Origin of the sequence: Haematobacter massiliensis (genome assembly GCF_000740795.1) — a bacterium.
Lineage (GTDB): Bacteria > Pseudomonadota > Alphaproteobacteria > Rhodobacterales > Rhodobacteraceae > Haematobacter > Haematobacter massiliensis.
Genome location: NZ_JGYG01000015.1, coordinates 39,839 through 53,238, shown reverse-complemented (window position 1 = coordinate 53,238; position 13,400 = coordinate 39,839). Strand labels below are relative to the sequence as shown.

At 65.6% G+C, this 13,400-nt stretch carries 15 protein-coding genes; all 15 read left to right on the top strand.

Features of this window, described 5'->3' with window-relative positions; all coding sequences use genetic code 11:
- The 15 genes from CN97_RS16970 to CN97_RS16900 all read left to right on the top strand — a co-directional run bounded on the left by CN97_RS16970 (position 1) and on the right by CN97_RS16900 (position 13,397).
- On the top strand, positions 1–1,605 hold the full coding sequence (locus CN97_RS16970) for a carboxyl transferase domain-containing protein (protein ID WP_035713930.1): 1,605 nt from the start codon (positions 1–3) through the stop codon (positions 1,603–1,605).
- 114 nt (positions 1,606–1,719) lie between these two features.
- Positions 1,720–2,217 (top strand): thermonuclease family protein, encoded by a 498-nt coding sequence (locus CN97_RS20000; protein WP_051911364.1) that lies wholly within the window; start codon positions 1,720–1,722, stop codon positions 2,215–2,217.
- A gap of 16 nt (positions 2,218–2,233) precedes the next feature.
- Entirely contained in the window at positions 2,234–2,749 is a 516-nt protein-coding gene (locus CN97_RS16960; RefSeq protein ID WP_035713927.1) for an O-acetyl-ADP-ribose deacetylase, read from the top strand.
- Positions 2,749–4,689: an acetyl-CoA carboxylase biotin carboxylase subunit gene (locus tag CN97_RS16955; RefSeq protein ID WP_035713924.1), complete on the top strand. Its 1,941-nt coding sequence runs from the start codon at positions 2,749–2,751 to the stop codon at positions 4,687–4,689. The genes CN97_RS16960 and CN97_RS16955 overlap by 1 nt, the downstream gene beginning before the upstream one ends.
- Positions 4,686–5,342: a glutathione S-transferase family protein gene (locus CN97_RS16950; RefSeq protein WP_035713921.1), complete on the top strand. Its 657-nt coding sequence runs from the start codon at positions 4,686–4,688 to the stop codon at positions 5,340–5,342. Before CN97_RS16955 ends, CN97_RS16950 begins: the two co-directional genes overlap by 4 nt.
- The gene (locus CN97_RS16945) at positions 5,335–6,195 is read left to right on the top strand and encodes a hydroxymethylglutaryl-CoA lyase (RefSeq protein WP_035713918.1); all 861 of its coding nucleotides are present in this window, start codon (positions 5,335–5,337) and stop codon (positions 6,193–6,195) included. The genes CN97_RS16950 and CN97_RS16945 overlap by 8 nt, the downstream gene beginning before the upstream one ends.
- An 86-nt stretch (positions 6,196–6,281) precedes the next feature.
- Positions 6,282–7,082: a crotonase/enoyl-CoA hydratase family protein gene (locus tag CN97_RS16940; protein WP_035713916.1), complete on the top strand. Its 801-nt coding sequence runs from the start codon at positions 6,282–6,284 to the stop codon at positions 7,080–7,082.
- Between the two features lie 216 nt (positions 7,083–7,298).
- On the top strand, positions 7,299–7,664 hold the full coding sequence (locus CN97_RS16935) for an NADH-quinone oxidoreductase subunit A (RefSeq protein WP_035713914.1): 366 nt from the start codon (positions 7,299–7,301) through the stop codon (positions 7,662–7,664).
- Positions 7,655–8,188, top strand: coding sequence for a NuoB/complex I 20 kDa subunit family protein (locus tag CN97_RS16930; protein WP_176408582.1), 534 nt, complete (start codon positions 7,655–7,657; stop codon positions 8,186–8,188). Before CN97_RS16935 ends, CN97_RS16930 begins: the two co-directional genes overlap by 10 nt.
- A gap of 7 nt (positions 8,189–8,195) precedes the next feature.
- The gene (locus tag CN97_RS20795) at positions 8,196–8,810 is read left to right on the top strand and encodes an NADH-quinone oxidoreductase subunit C (RefSeq protein ID WP_035713913.1); all 615 of its coding nucleotides are present in this window, start codon (positions 8,196–8,198) and stop codon (positions 8,808–8,810) included.
- Between the two features lie 12 nt (positions 8,811–8,822).
- Positions 8,823–10,031: an NADH-quinone oxidoreductase subunit D gene (locus CN97_RS16920; RefSeq protein WP_035713910.1), complete on the top strand. Its 1,209-nt coding sequence runs from the start codon at positions 8,823–8,825 to the stop codon at positions 10,029–10,031.
- 61 nt (positions 10,032–10,092) lie between these two features.
- The gene (locus CN97_RS16915; RefSeq protein WP_035713907.1) at positions 10,093–11,370 is read left to right on the top strand and encodes an NADH-quinone oxidoreductase subunit E; all 1,278 of its coding nucleotides are present in this window, start codon (positions 10,093–10,095) and stop codon (positions 11,368–11,370) included.
- Entirely contained in the window at positions 11,370–11,594 is a 225-nt protein-coding gene (locus CN97_RS16910; protein ID WP_035713905.1) for a DUF5337 domain-containing protein, read from the top strand. The genes CN97_RS16915 and CN97_RS16910 overlap by 1 nt, the downstream gene beginning before the upstream one ends.
- A gap of 4 nt (positions 11,595–11,598) precedes the next feature.
- Complete coding sequence (gene nuoF / locus CN97_RS16905) at positions 11,599–12,894, top strand: NADH-quinone oxidoreductase subunit NuoF (protein ID WP_035713902.1); 1,296 nt, start codon at positions 11,599–11,601, stop codon at positions 12,892–12,894.
- A 2-nt stretch (positions 12,895–12,896) separates the two neighbouring features.
- Entirely contained in the window at positions 12,897–13,397 is a 501-nt protein-coding gene (locus tag CN97_RS16900) for a DUF3291 domain-containing protein (RefSeq protein ID WP_035713900.1), read from the top strand.
- Positions 13,398–13,400: the final 3 nt, after the last annotated feature.

The window sequence follows — 13,400 nt, the reverse complement described above, 5'->3', positions numbered from 1 at the left end:
ATGAAACTCGTCTCTGCGGCACTGACCGCCTCCGAAGGCTTCCGCGCCAACCGGGCCGCCCACCTGTCGTTGCTGGAAACGGCGGCGGAGGCAGCTGCGCTGGCCGCTGCCGGAGGCGGCGAGAAGGCGCGTGCCCGCCATGTGTCGCGCGGCAAGATGGCCCCGCGGGAGCGAGTCGCGAATCTGCTGGATCCCGGCTCCCCGTTTCTGGAGATCGGGGCGACCGCCGCGCATGGCATGTACGACAACGCCGCCCCCTGCGCCGGGCTGATCGCCGGGATCGGGCGGGTGGCCGGGCAGGAGGTGCTCATCGTCTGCAACGATGCGACGGTGAAGGGTGGCACCTATTATCCGATGTCGGTGAAGAAGCACCTCCGCGCGCAGGAGATCGCGGAGGAGAACCACCTTCCTTGTGTCTACCTTGTCGATTCCGGTGGCGCGAACCTGCCGCAGCAGGATGAGGTATTCCCCGACCGGGAGCATTTCGGCCGCATTTTCTACAATCAGGCACGGATGAGCGCGAAGGGCATTCCCCAGATTGCCGTCGTCATGGGGTCGTGCACGGCGGGCGGGGCCTATGTGCCCGCCATGTCCGACGTGACGATCATCGTGAAGAACCAGGGGACCATCTTCCTCGCCGGTCCACCGCTCGTGAAGGCGGCCACGGGGGAGGTCGTGTCGGCCGAGGATCTGGGCGGCGGGGATGTGCATACGCGCCTGTCGGGTGTGGCGGATTATCTGGCGGAGGACGATACCCATGCCCTCGCGCTGGCGCGGCAGGCCGTGGCGGGGCTGAACCGCACGAAGCCGTTTGCCGTGACGATGCAACCCAGCGAAGAACCGGCCTATGACCCGGAGGAGATTCTCGGCGTCGTCCCTGCCGATCTGAAGACGCCCTACGACATCCGGGAGGTCATCGCCCGCGTGGTGGACGGCTCGCGCTTCGACGAATTCAAGGCGCGGTTCGGCGAGACCCTGGTGACCGGCTTTGCCCATGTCACCGGGATACCGGTCGGTATCATCGCCAACAATGGCGTGCTGTTCTCCGAATCCGCGGTGAAGGGGGCGCATTTCGTGGAACTGTGCTCCCAGCGGGGCATTCCGCTGGTGTTCCTCCAGAATATCACTGGCTTCATGGTGGGCCGGAAATACGAGAGCGAGGGCATCGCCCGCCATGGGGCCAAGCTGGTCACGGCGGTCGCCACGACGGAAGTGCCCAAGGTCACCATGCTGGTCGGCGGCTCCTTCGGCGCGGGGAACTACGGCATGGCGGGGCGAGCGTATTCCCCGCGGTTCCTGTGGACATGGCCGAACTCCCGCATATCGGTCATGGGGGGGGAGCAGGCGGCAGGCGTGCTGGCGACGGTGAAGCGCGACGGCATCGAACGCTCCGGCGGGAGCTGGAGCGCCGATGAGGAAGCCGCCTTCAAGCGCCCCACCATCGAGATGTTCGACCGGCAGAGCCATCCCCTCTACGCCTCTGCCCGGCTGTGGGATGACGGGATCATCGACCCGCGCAAGACCCGTGATGTGCTGTCCCTCAGCCTCTCGGCCACGCTGAACGCGCCGATCGGCAAGACGCGTTTCGGCGTGTTCCGCATGTGAGGCATGGTATGAGAAACCTCTCGCAACCAGCGGATTTCGCAGGCGCCAGGCGGGATCGGCGGATTTCGCCGGAGCGGGTTGCCTTTGCTGACGGGACGGGTCAGAAGCGGGGCGATGTTCACGCTTCTTTCTCCTTCCTGGATGCTCCGCCGCGTTCTCCGGCTCCGGTCGCGGCTGCTGTTCCTCGTCCTGCTGGCGACACTGGGGCCGGCCGGGCTGGACATGGGCATGGCGGTGGTCAAACCCATTCACGAAGGCAACGGCAAGACCTGCCGCATCTGGTCGGTCACCGACGGGGATACGCTGAAGCTCGCCTGCCTGACGCGCGGTCTGGTGGACACGCGGCTGCGCGGCTTCGACACGCCGGAGCTGTTCAGCCCCGGCTGCCCCTCCGAATTCGCGCGGGCGGTCGCCGCGACATGGCTGCTCCGCTGGAAGCTCTGGGGCGCGGAGCGGATCGAGGTGCGGCTCGGCTCTCGCGATCTCTACGGTCGGTCGCTGGCGACGGTGCTGCTGGACGGCAGGCCGCTTTCGGCGATCATGGTCGGAAGCGGGCTGGCGCGGGCCTACGATGGCGGGCGCAGACAGGGCTGGTGCGGCGGGCTGATCTGAGCGGGGAGGCGGTGCGATGACCCCGCATTGCCAGCAGGGCCGCCTGTCGGTCGTCGTGGCCGATATCACCACGCTGCATGTCGACGCCGTGGTGAACGCGGCAAACCGCTCGCTTCTGGGGGGCGGCGGCGTGGATGGCGCGATCCACCGCGCCGCAGGGCCGGAGTTGCTGGCCGCGACGCGGAGCCTCGGCGGAGCTGAGACCGGAGAGGTGAAGGTCACGAAGGGTTATCGGTTGCCGGCGCGCCATGTGATCCATGCGGTTGGCCCTGTCTGGAGGGGAGGGGACGCCGGGGAGGCGGCGCTGCTCGCCTCCTGCTACCGCCGCGCGCTGGAGGAGGCAGAGAAACTCGGCCTGGCCTCCATCGCCTTTCCATCCATATCGACCGGCATCTACGGCTATCCCGCGGAAGCCGCCGCAGGGCTTGCCGTCAAAACTGTGCGGGAAGCGCAGGCGTCGCTCGACGTGATCTTCTGCTGTTTCTCCGAAGAACAGGCGCGCCTGCATTGCATGGCGCTGGGGAGGGAATGATGTTCCGCAAGATACTGATTGCCAACCGGGGCGAGATCGCCTGCCGCGTAATGGAGACAGCCCGTCGCATGGGGATCGCCACGGTGGCCGTCTACTCCGACGCGGATGCCGGAGCGAAACACGTGGCCATGGCCGATGAGGCCGTCCATATCGGCGGGCCGAAGCCTGCCGACAGCTATCTGCGCGGTGATCGGATCATCGCGGCCGCGCGGGAGACGGGCGCAGAGGCGATCCACCCCGGCTACGGCTTCCTGTCTGAGAACCCCGATTTCGTCGGTGCGGTGGAAGCGGCAGGGCTGGTGTTCATCGGCCCCTCGGCCCGCGCCATCCGCGCCATGGGCCTGAAGGACGCCGCGAAACGGCTGATGCAGGAGGCCGGCGTTCCGGTGGTGCCGGGCTATCTGGGCGCCGATCAGGATGCGGCCCGGCTGGCGGAGGCCGCGGCGGACGTGGGCTATCCGGTGCTCATCAAGGCGGTGGCCGGGGGCGGTGGCAAGGGCATGCGGCTGGTGGAGACGCCGGACGCCTTCGCCGATGCGCTGGCCTCAGCGCAGGGGGAGGCGCGCACTGCCTTCGGCAATCCCGACGTGCTGATCGAGAAATACGTCGAGAAGCCTCGGCATATCGAGGTGCAGGTGTTTGGCGACGGCACCGATGCCGTGCATCTGTTCGAGCGGGACTGCTCGCTCCAGCGCCGTCACCAGAAGGTGATCGAGGAAGCTCCGGCCCCCGGCATGACGGCGGAGATGCGCGCTGCCATGGGTGAGGCGGCTGTGAAAGCCGCCCGCGCCATCGGCTATGCCGGTGCGGGCACCATCGAATTCATCGTGGATGGGTCTCGTGGACTGCGCCCGGACGGATTCTGGTTCATGGAGATGAACACCCGCCTTCAGGTGGAGCATCCCGTGACAGAAGCGATCACCGGCATCGACCTTGTCGAATGGCAGATCCGCGTGGCGGCGGGTGAGCCGCTGCCCGCACGGCAGAGCGACCTTGCCATTCACGGGCACGCCTTCGAGGCGCGGCTCTACGCGGAGGATGTGCCGGCGGGCTTTCTGCCCGCGACCGGGCGGCTCGAACATCTTGCCTTCCCTGCGGGCGTGCGGGCCGACAGCGGCGTGCGGCCCGGTGATGTCATCAGCCCGTGGTATGATCCGATGATCGCCAAGATCATCGTTCATGGCCCGAACCGGGAGATTGCGCTTTCGCGCCTCGCCGCGGCGGTTGAAGGCACGGAAGTGGCGGGGAGCGTCACCAACCTCGCGTTTCTCGCAGCACTCGCGCGCCATCCCGGCTTCGCGGCGGGAGAGGTCGATACCGGTCTCATCGCGCGGGATCTGGCGGAACTGACCCTACCGCCCTCCGCACCGCCCGCGGTTGCGCCGCTGGCCGCGCTTGCGGTGGCGGGGCTTGCGGCGGGAGGGGGCGCGAACACCGGTTTCACGCTCTGGACGCCGCTCCGTCAGAGCGTCGCCCTCCTGCTGGATGGGGAGGAGCAAGGCGCTGTGGTGCTGCCGCTCGCGCCAGACCATTTCCGGGTGGAGATCGGCGAGGTCATCCACGATTGCGCCCTGCGACAGGGGCAGTGGTGGGTTGACGGTGAGAAGGCGGAAGTGCGGATCGTGCCGCTCTCCGCGGGCGTCGCTCTCTTTGCGCATGGCGCCCATATCGCGCGGCCCGTCGATCAACTCGCCCGTGCCGGAGAGGGCGGGGCAGGCGGCAATGCCGTGCTGGCCCCGATGCCCGGGCTGGTGAAGGCCGTTTTCGTGACGCCGGGGACGGCGGTGGAAAAGGGCCAGCGGCTCGCCGTGCTGGAGGCGATGAAGATGGAGCACACCCTTGCCGCAGGGCGGGATGGCACGGTGGCCGAAGTGCTTGCCGGCGAAGGCTCGCAGGTGGAGGCCGGCGCGCCGCTCATCCTGCTGGAGGAGGAGGCATGATCCGGCTCCATCATGTTCCGCAGGCGCGCTCGTTCCGCATCCTCTGGCTTTTGCTGGAGATGGGGGAGCAGCCGGAGGTCGTCATACACTCCATGCTCGATAGGTCTCTGCGATCACCGGACTATCTTGCCCTGTCACCGGCGGGGCGGGTTCCGGCGCTGGAGATCGACGGACGACGGCTGTTCGAATCCGGCGCGATTACCGAATATCTGTGCGAAACCCGTGCGCCGCAGCTTGGCCGTGCGCCGGGGGAGGTGGAGCGGGCGGACTGGCTGGAATGGCTGCATTTCGCGGAAACCATCGGCCAGCACCTCGCCAACCTGACGCAGCAGCATATCGTACTGCGGGAGGATCACATGCGATCGCCCACCGTGATGCGCCTGGAGGCGAAGCGGCTCGAAAAGACGGTGGAGGTGGTGGAGCGCGGTCTTGAAGGGCGCGATTTTCTGCTGCCCTCCGGCTTTTCCGCCGTGGATGTGCAGGTGGGCTATGGCGTCATGATGGCGCGCCGCTTCGTGCGTTTCGACGCCTTTCCCTCCGCTTCCCGCTGGCTGCACCACTTCGAAACGCGCCCCGCCTTCCGCCGCGCGCTGGAGGAAGATGGCGAGGCCGAAATCTATACCCGCGATTTCTATGAGGCGCCGAATGCGTGACGTCGAGATCTTCGAGGTCGGCCCCCGTGACGGGCTGCAGAACGAGAAGCGACTGATCCCGGCGGCGGAGAAGATCGCGCTGGTCGATCTGCTGTCCACCGCCGGATATCGCAGGATCGAGGTGGCGAGCTTCGTCAGCCCGAAATGGGTGCCGCAGATGGCGGATGGGGCGGCGGTGCTGGCCGGTATCCGCCGCGTACCCGGGATCAGCTATGCCGCGCTTGCGCCGAACCTCAAGGGCTATGAGGGGGCAAGGGCCGCACGGGCGGACGAGGTCGCTGTGTTCGGCTCTGCCTCGGAGGGGTTCTCGAAAGCGAACATAAACGCGACGATTGCGGAGAGCATCGAGCGCATGCGGGGGGTCGCGGCAGCAGCCCAAGCCGACGGCATTCCCGTGCGCGGCTATATCTCCTGCGTGACGGACTGCCCCTATGACGGGCCGACGCCGCCCTCCCATGTCGCGCGTGTCGCGGCGGCGCTCCGCGACATGGGCTGCTACGAGGTGAGCCTTGGCGACACGATAGGGCAGGGGACGCCGGAGACGATCCGCGCGATGCTCGAAGCCGTGTTGCAGGAAGTGCCGGCAGAGCGGCTGGCGGGGCACTACCATGACACGGCGGGACGCGCGCTCGACAATATCGCGGCGTCTCTGGAACTGGGTGTGAGGGTGTTCGATGCGGCGGTGGGCGGTCTTGGCGGTTGCCCCTATGCGCCTGGGGCCAAGGGCAATGTCGCGACGGAAGCCGCTGTGGCGTTTCTGGAGGAGAACGGCTGGCGGACCGGCCTTGACCGCAAGGTCATCGCCGAAGCGGCGCAGATGGCCCGGAGCCTCCGCAGTTCCGAAGCCGCCTGACCCACCGGCTCGAGGGGGTCCTGTGCGCGGGGGACACCCCGCCCCCCTCCTGCTGCCATGATCCTGTCCGAAACGGAGATGCCGAGATGACCGAGACCAGCCGGCCTGAGACCATACGCATTGAGATCGACGCGCGCGGTGTCGCCACGCTGACGCTCGCGCGGCCCGAACGGCACAATGCGCTTTCGGCGCAGATGATGGATGAGTTGTCCGAGGCGGCGCGGCGGCTCGGGGAAGACTCCTCGGTTCGGGTCGTGATCCTCGCCGCGGAAGGCGAGAGTTTCTGCGCAGGCGGCGACCTTGGCTGGATGCGGGAGCAGATGCGGGCCGATGCGGCGCAGCGGGCGCGAGAGGCACGACGGCTCGCCGACATGCTGGGCCTGCTGGACCGCTTGCCCAAGCCGCTGATCGGCCGCATTCAGGGACAGGCCTTCGGCGGCGGACTCGGCATGATCTCCGTCTGCGATACGGCGATCGGAGTGACAGGGCTGAAACTCGGCCTGACAGAGGTGCGGCTCGGACTGATTCCCGCGACGATCGGGCCTTACGTGATTGCGCGACTCGGGGCCGCACGGGCGCGTCGCGTGTTCTTTTCTCCCCGCATCTTCGGACCGGAGGAGGCGCTGTCGCTCGACCTGCTGGCCCGTGTTGTGCCTCCGGAGGATCTGGATGCCGCGGTTGAGGCGGAGGTGGCGCCATACCTGACCGCGGCGCCCGGAGCGGTGGCCGATTCCAAGGCGCTGGTCAGGCGACTCGGTGGCAGCGTGACGCCCGAAGCGGTGGATGCGACAATAGCGGCCCTTGTCGCGCGATGGGAGACAGCGGAGGCCGAGGAAGGCATAGCCGCATTCTTCGAAAAGCGCGCCCCGGCCTGGCGACACTCCTGACCCCCGAAAGCCTTGTTAAATCGGCCCAAGATGCCCGTTTCTCTGGCGTGCGGAGCGGGTTGCTCGGGTTTTGCCCGTCGATCTGCATGAAAACGCGACGTTTGCACACGCGGAACGTTTCTGCAGCGCCGCGGTTGGTTGACCCGGACGGGGGGCAGGGGTAAACCGCTTCGCAGCCACCCGGGATGCCACGGTATCCCAGCGAAGGAGCCACCAGTGGACGATCTGCTGAGAGAATACCTGCCGATCCTCGTCTTTCTCGGTGTTGCCGTCGCCCTCGGCCTCGTCCTGATGCTTTCGGCTGCGATTCTCGCGGTGCGGAAACCGGACCCGGAAAAGGTCTCGGCCTACGAGTGCGGCTTCAACTCGTTCGACGACGCGCGGATGAAGTTCGACATCCGCTTCTACCTTGTCTCGATCCTGTTCATCATCTTCGACCTCGAAGTCGCTTTCCTGTTCCCGTGGGCAGTGGCGTTCGGCGGCCTTACCGACGTGGCCTTCTGGTCGATGATGGTTTTCCTGGGCGTCTTGACGGTGGGCTTTGCCTACGAATGGAAGAAGGGAGCTCTCGAATGGGAGTGATGACCGGCGCGAACACGGCGGGTCCAGACCGTGAGGTCGCGACCCAGGCCCTGAACCGCGAGCTTCAGGACAAGGGTTTCCTGCTCACCTCGACAGAGGACATCATCAACTGGGCGCGCATCGGCTCGCTCCACTGGATGACGTTCGGGCTGGCGTGCTGCGCGGTCGAGATGATCCAGATGTCCATGCCGCGCTATGACGTGGAACGCTTCGGCGCCGCACCCCGCGCCTCGCCGCGTCAGTCGGACCTGATGATCGTCGCGGGGACGCTGACCAACAAGATGGCCCCCGCGCTGCGCAAGGTCTACGACCAGATGCCGGAGCCGCGCTACGTGATCTCCATGGGATCCTGCGCCAATGGTGGCGGCTATTATCACTACAGCTATTCGGTTGTCCGGGGCTGCGACAGGGTCGTTCCGGTCGATGTCTATGTACCGGGTTGCCCACCCACGGCAGAGGCGCTGCTGTACGGCATCCTCCAGTTGCAGCGGAAAATCCGCCGCACCGGCACCATAGCACGTTGAGGGTAAGATGAGCGACGCAGTCCTTGCAGATGCCCCCCTCGCCGAACTGGCGGAACATATCCAGAGCCGGCAACCGCAGCACGTCCTGTCCACCAAGGTGGATTTCGGTGAGCTGACGATAGAGGCCGACCGCAGTTCGATCGTAGCGTTTCTTGAGTTCCTCAAGACCGATCCGAACTGCCGATTCTCGACGCTGGTCGATCTGACCGCGGTTGACTACCCCGAACGCGAAGCGCGCTTCGACGTGGTCTATCACCTGCTGTCGATGTACCAGAACCAGCGCATCCGCGTGAAGATCCCGGTGCGGGAGGAGGAGCTCGTGCCCTCCGTCACAGGGATCCATGCCGGGGCGAACTGGCTGGAGCGGGAAGTATTCGACATGTTCGGCATCCTGTTCTCGGGCCATCCGGATTTGCGTCGCATCCTCACGGACTATGGTTTCCGCGGCTATCCGCTGCGCAAGGATTTCCCGACCACCGGCTACACGCAGGTGCGTTACGACGAGGAACAGAAGCGGGTCATCTATGAGCCTGTCAACCTCGTGCAGGAATATCGTCAATTCGACTTCATGTCGCCGTGGGAGGGTGCGCAATACATCCTGCCGGGCGACGAGAAGAAGTGAGGAGGGTCTGAGATGGACGGTGCTTTCGACGACGCTCTGACCGGCGAACAGAAGATCCGCAACTTCAACATCAACTTCGGGCCGCAGCACCCGGCGGCACACGGCGTGCTGCGCATGGTGCTGGAACTCGACGGTGAGGTGGTGGAGCGCGCCGACCCGCATATCGGCCTGCTGCACCGCGGCACCGAGAAGCTGATGGAGAGCCGGACCTATCTGCAGAACCTGCCCTATCTGGACCGGCTCGACTACGTCTGCCCGATGAACCAGGAGCATGCCTACTGCCTGGCCATCGAAAAGCTGACAGGAACGGTTGTTCCGCGTCGCGCCAGCCTGATCCGGGTGCTCTATTGCGAGATTGGGCGTATCCTGAACCATATCATGGTCATCACGACCGGGATCATGGACGTGGGCGCGCTGACGCCGCCGCTCTGGGGTTTCACGGCGCGCGAAGAACTGATGGTGTTCTATGAGCGGGCCTGCGGCGCGCGTCTGCACGCGGCCTATTTCCGTCCCGGTGGCGTCCATCAGGATCTGCCGCCCGACCTCATCGACGATATCGACGCCTGGGCCGACAAATTCCCGACCCTGATCGACACCCTGGACGCGCTCATCACCGAAAACCGGATCGTGAAGCAGCGGCTGGTGGACATCGCTCTGGTGACGGAGGAGGACATCCAGCAGTACGGCTTCTCCGGCGTCATGGCCCGCGGCACCGGTCTGGCATGGGATCTTCGCCGCTCGCAGCCCTATGAGTGCTACGACGAGTTCGATTTCCAGATCCCCGTCGGCACCAACGGCGATTGCTACGACCGCTATCTCTGCCGGATGCAGGAGATGCGGGAGTCGACCAAGATCATCAAGCAGGCCATCGCGAAACTCCGCCAGACCCCGGGCGACGTGCTGGCGCGTGGCAAGATCACCCCGCCCAAACGCGGTGACATGAAGCGCTCGATGGAAAGCCTCATCCACCACTTCAAGCTCTACACCGAGGGGTTCCATGTCCCTGCGGGTGAGGTCTATGCGGCGGTTGAGGCTCCCAAGGGGGAGTTCGGTGTCTATCTTGTTGCCGACGGAACCAACCGGCCCTACCGCGTGAAGCTGCGCGCTCCGGGCTACATGCACCTTCAGGCGATGGACTATCTTGCCAAGGGGCATCTTCTGGCCGATGTGACCGCCATCATCGGCACGCTCGACATCGTATTCGGCGAGGTGGACCGGTGAGCCGCCCTGCCCAAAGCCAGCTGGCCGCGCCCGTCGCGGCCCGCCAGACCGGAGCCGTCTGATGCTACGCCGTCTATACCATGCGCAGCCCAACCACTTCGAGTTTGCTCCCGCGAACCTCGACTGGGCAAAGGCGCAGATCTCGAAATATCCCGAAGGGCGTCAGGCTTCGGCGGTGATCCCGCTGCTCTGGCGCGCGCAGGAGCAGGAAGGCTGGCTGACCAAGCCCGCGATCGAATATGTCGCGGACATGCTGGGCATGGCCTATATCCGCGTGCTCGAAGTGGCGACCTTCTACTTCATGTTTCAGCTGCAACCGACCGGTTCCGTGGCCCATATCCAGATCTGCGGCACCACGTCCTGCATGATCTGCGGCGCGGAAGACCTGATGGCGGTTTGCAAGAACCGGATCAACGGCCAGCCTCATGAACTCTCGGCGGACGGGAAGTTCAGCTGGGAGGAAGTCGAATGTCTGGGCGCCTGTTCCGGCGCGCCGATGGCCCAGATCGGCAAGGACTATTACGAGAACCTCACTGAAGACAAGCTGACGGCGCTGCTCGACGATCTGGCTGCGGGCAAGGTTCCGGTGCCCGGTCCGCAGAACGGCCGCTTCTCCTCCGAACCGGCGACGGGGCTGACCAGCCTGACCGAGCTTGCGGAGGACCGGCCGGAGCGGAACGCCTCCGTGACGCTCGCACTTGCCATCGGGGATACGGTGAAGCGCATCGACGGGACGGAAGTGCCCCTCAACGCGCCCTGGCTCGACCGTTCCGACCGAAATGCGCCGGTCGAGGGGGGCGAGGAGGTCCAGCCAACTCCGGGTGCGGGCCATCCGATTGACGAGACCGGGATCTCCATCGAGGAAGCGCCCGTCGAGACCGTCGGACGGCCGGAAGTCGAGGGCACTGCCACCGGCGGCACGGCGACGGGTGAACCTGGTCAGCCAGTCGCGGGCGATGATCCCGAAGGTCGCGACGACAAGGATGTGAACCAGGAGCCGGAAAGCGATCCCGAGATTGCTGCGGAGGATGCTGTCATCCTCGGCGGTGGTGCTCCGACGCGTCCTGGCTTCCTGCCCGAGCCGCGGGAAGGCGAGGCGGACAATCTGCTCCGCATCTCCGGCGTCGGTCCGAAGCTTGAGAAGATGCTCCACGACCTCGGCATCTTCCATTTCGATCAGATCGCTGCCTGGACGGCGGAAGATCTGGCTTGGATCGACGAGCATCTGCACGAATTCAAGGGACGCGCACTCCGCGAGGACTGGGTCGGACAGGCGAGAATCCTCGCTGCCGGCGGGGAGACCGACCATTCCCGCAAGGTGGAGCGCGGGGAAATCTGATGACAGAGGACGCACACAGGGCACTGGCCATGCAGGCCAGACAGGCGGGCGGCGTGATGGCCGCCGCCATGGTGCTCTGGTTCGTCCTGCAATGGGTCGGGGGGCGCATGGGCTGGGACAGCCGCTATGCCTTCCTGATCGACTTTGCCGCGATCGGCGCCCTCGTATGGGGTATGATCGTCACATGGCGCGTCTGGCGCAAACGCCGGGCCTTGGAAGGGTGAGAAGATGCTGAAGGACCAGGACCGGATCTTCACCAACATCTACGGGATGCATGACCGCTCCCTTGCCGGCGCGAAGAAGCGCGGGCACTGGGACGGGACTGCCGGCCTCATCGGGAAGGGGCGCGACTGGATCATCGACGAGATGAAGAAGTCCGGCCTGCGCGGGCGGGGGGGTGCTGGCTTCCCGACCGGCATGAAATGGTCCTTCATGCCGAAGGAATCCGACGGGCGCCCGGCCTATCTTGTCATCAATGCTGACGAATCCGAACCCGCGACCTGCAAGGACCGGGAGATCATGCGCCACGATCCGCATACGCTGATCGAGGGTGCGCTGATCGCCTCCTTCGCGATGGGGGCGCATGCGAGCTACATTTATCTGCGTGGTGAGTATATCCGGGAGCGGGAGGCGCTGCAGGCCGCGATCGACGAATGCTATGAGGATGGTCTGCTCGGCGTGAATGCGGCGGGATCGGGCTGGGACTTCGATCTCTACCTGCACCACGGGGCGGGCGCCTATATCTGCGGCGAGGAAACGGCGCTTCTGGAAAGCCTCGAGGGCAAGAAGGGCATGCCGCGCATGAAGCCGCCGTTCCCGGCGGGCGCGGGGCTCTACGGCTGCCCGACCACGGTGAACAACGTCGAGTCCATCGCGGTCGCGCCCACGATCCTGCGCCGTGGCGGGGAGTGGTTCGCCTCCTTCGGGCGGCCCAACAACGCGGGTGTGAAGCTCTTCGGTCTGACCGGACATATCAACACGCCCTGCGTTGTCGAGGAAACCATGTCCATCTCGATGAAGGAACTCATCGAGAAACACGGCGGCGGTATCCGGGGCGGCTGGAAGAACCTCAAGGCGGTGATCCCCGGGGGCGCGTCCTGCCCGATCATCCCGGCGGATCAATGTGACGATGCCATCATGGATTATGACGGGATGCGGGAGCTGAAATCCTCCTTCGGCACCGCCTGCATGATCGTGATGGACCAGCAGACGGATGTCATCAAGGCGGTCTGGCGGCTGGCGAAATTCTTCAAGCACGAAAGCTGCGGGCAGTGCACACCCTGCCGCGAAGGCACGGGCTGGATGATGCGCGTGATGGACCGACTGGTTACCGGAGATGCAGAGGTCGAGGAAATCGACATGCTCTTCCAGGTGACCAAGCAGGTCGAGGGCCATACGATCTGTGCGCTTGGCGATGCCGCGGCCTGGCCGATCCAGGGTCTCATCCGCCATTACCGCAATGAAATCGAAGATCGCATCAAATACAAAAAGACCGGGCGCGTCTCGGCCATCGCGGCGGAGTGACGATGGCGCCCGAAGGGATGCATCTGGCCCAGCTGAACATCGGAAGGCTGATTGCCGAAACCGATGATCCGCGCGTGGCGGAGTTCATGGGAGCGCTGGACCGGGTAAACGCGCTCGGCAAGCGGACGCCGGGCTTCGTCTGGATGATGGAAGGCTCGGGAGAACCGGGCAAAGGCAATACGGAAACAAAGCTCGCGGGCGATCCGCGCTTTGTTGCCAACCTGACTGTCTGGAAAGACGTAAAGAGCCTCGAGCACTTCGTGTGGAACACCGTTCACCGCAGCTTCTATGAGCGGCGGGCGGAGTGGTTCGAGGTGCTGGGGCGGATGCATTTCGTCATGTGGTGGGTGCCCGCAGGGCATCGGCCCACCGTGGAGGAGGGACTGGCCCGGCTGGACCATCTCACAGCCCATGGCGAGAGCGACCATGCCTTCGGGTGGAAATATCTGGATGACGCGCGGCTCTGGCGGAGCCGTGGGTGCCGGCAGATCGCGGCGGAGTAAGTG

Excerpts from the sequence above, each read along its gene's own strand:
- CN97_RS16970 (WP_035713930.1), top strand. The coding sequence starts at position 1 with ATGAAACTCGTCTCTGCGGCACTGACCGCCTCCGAAGGCTTCCGCGCC.
- CN97_RS20000 (WP_051911364.1), top strand. The coding sequence starts at position 1,720 with ATGTTCACGCTTCTTTCTCCTTCCTGGATGCTCCGCCGCGTTCTCCGG.
- CN97_RS16960 (WP_035713927.1), top strand. The coding sequence starts at position 2,234 with ATGACCCCGCATTGCCAGCAGGGCCGCCTGTCGGTCGTCGTGGCCGAT.
- CN97_RS16955 (WP_035713924.1), top strand. The coding sequence starts at position 2,749 with ATGTTCCGCAAGATACTGATTGCCAACCGGGGCGAGATCGCCTGCCGC.
- CN97_RS16950 (WP_035713921.1), top strand. The coding sequence starts at position 4,686 with ATGATCCGGCTCCATCATGTTCCGCAGGCGCGCTCGTTCCGCATCCTC.
- CN97_RS16945 (WP_035713918.1), top strand. The coding sequence starts at position 5,335 with ATGCGTGACGTCGAGATCTTCGAGGTCGGCCCCCGTGACGGGCTGCAG.
- CN97_RS16940 (WP_035713916.1), top strand. The coding sequence starts at position 6,282 with ATGACCGAGACCAGCCGGCCTGAGACCATACGCATTGAGATCGACGCG.
- CN97_RS16930 (WP_176408582.1), top strand. The coding sequence starts at position 7,655 with ATGGGAGTGATGACCGGCGCGAACACGGCGGGTCCAGACCGTGAGGTC.
- CN97_RS20795 (WP_035713913.1), top strand. The coding sequence starts at position 8,196 with ATGAGCGACGCAGTCCTTGCAGATGCCCCCCTCGCCGAACTGGCGGAA.
- CN97_RS16920 (WP_035713910.1), top strand. The coding sequence starts at position 8,823 with ATGGACGGTGCTTTCGACGACGCTCTGACCGGCGAACAGAAGATCCGC.
- CN97_RS16915 (WP_035713907.1), top strand. The coding sequence starts at position 10,093 with ATGCTACGCCGTCTATACCATGCGCAGCCCAACCACTTCGAGTTTGCT.
- CN97_RS16910 (WP_035713905.1), top strand. The coding sequence starts at position 11,370 with ATGACAGAGGACGCACACAGGGCACTGGCCATGCAGGCCAGACAGGCG.
- nuoF (WP_035713902.1), top strand. The coding sequence starts at position 11,599 with ATGCTGAAGGACCAGGACCGGATCTTCACCAACATCTACGGGATGCAT.
- CN97_RS16900 (WP_035713900.1), top strand. The coding sequence starts at position 12,897 with ATGGCGCCCGAAGGGATGCATCTGGCCCAGCTGAACATCGGAAGGCTG.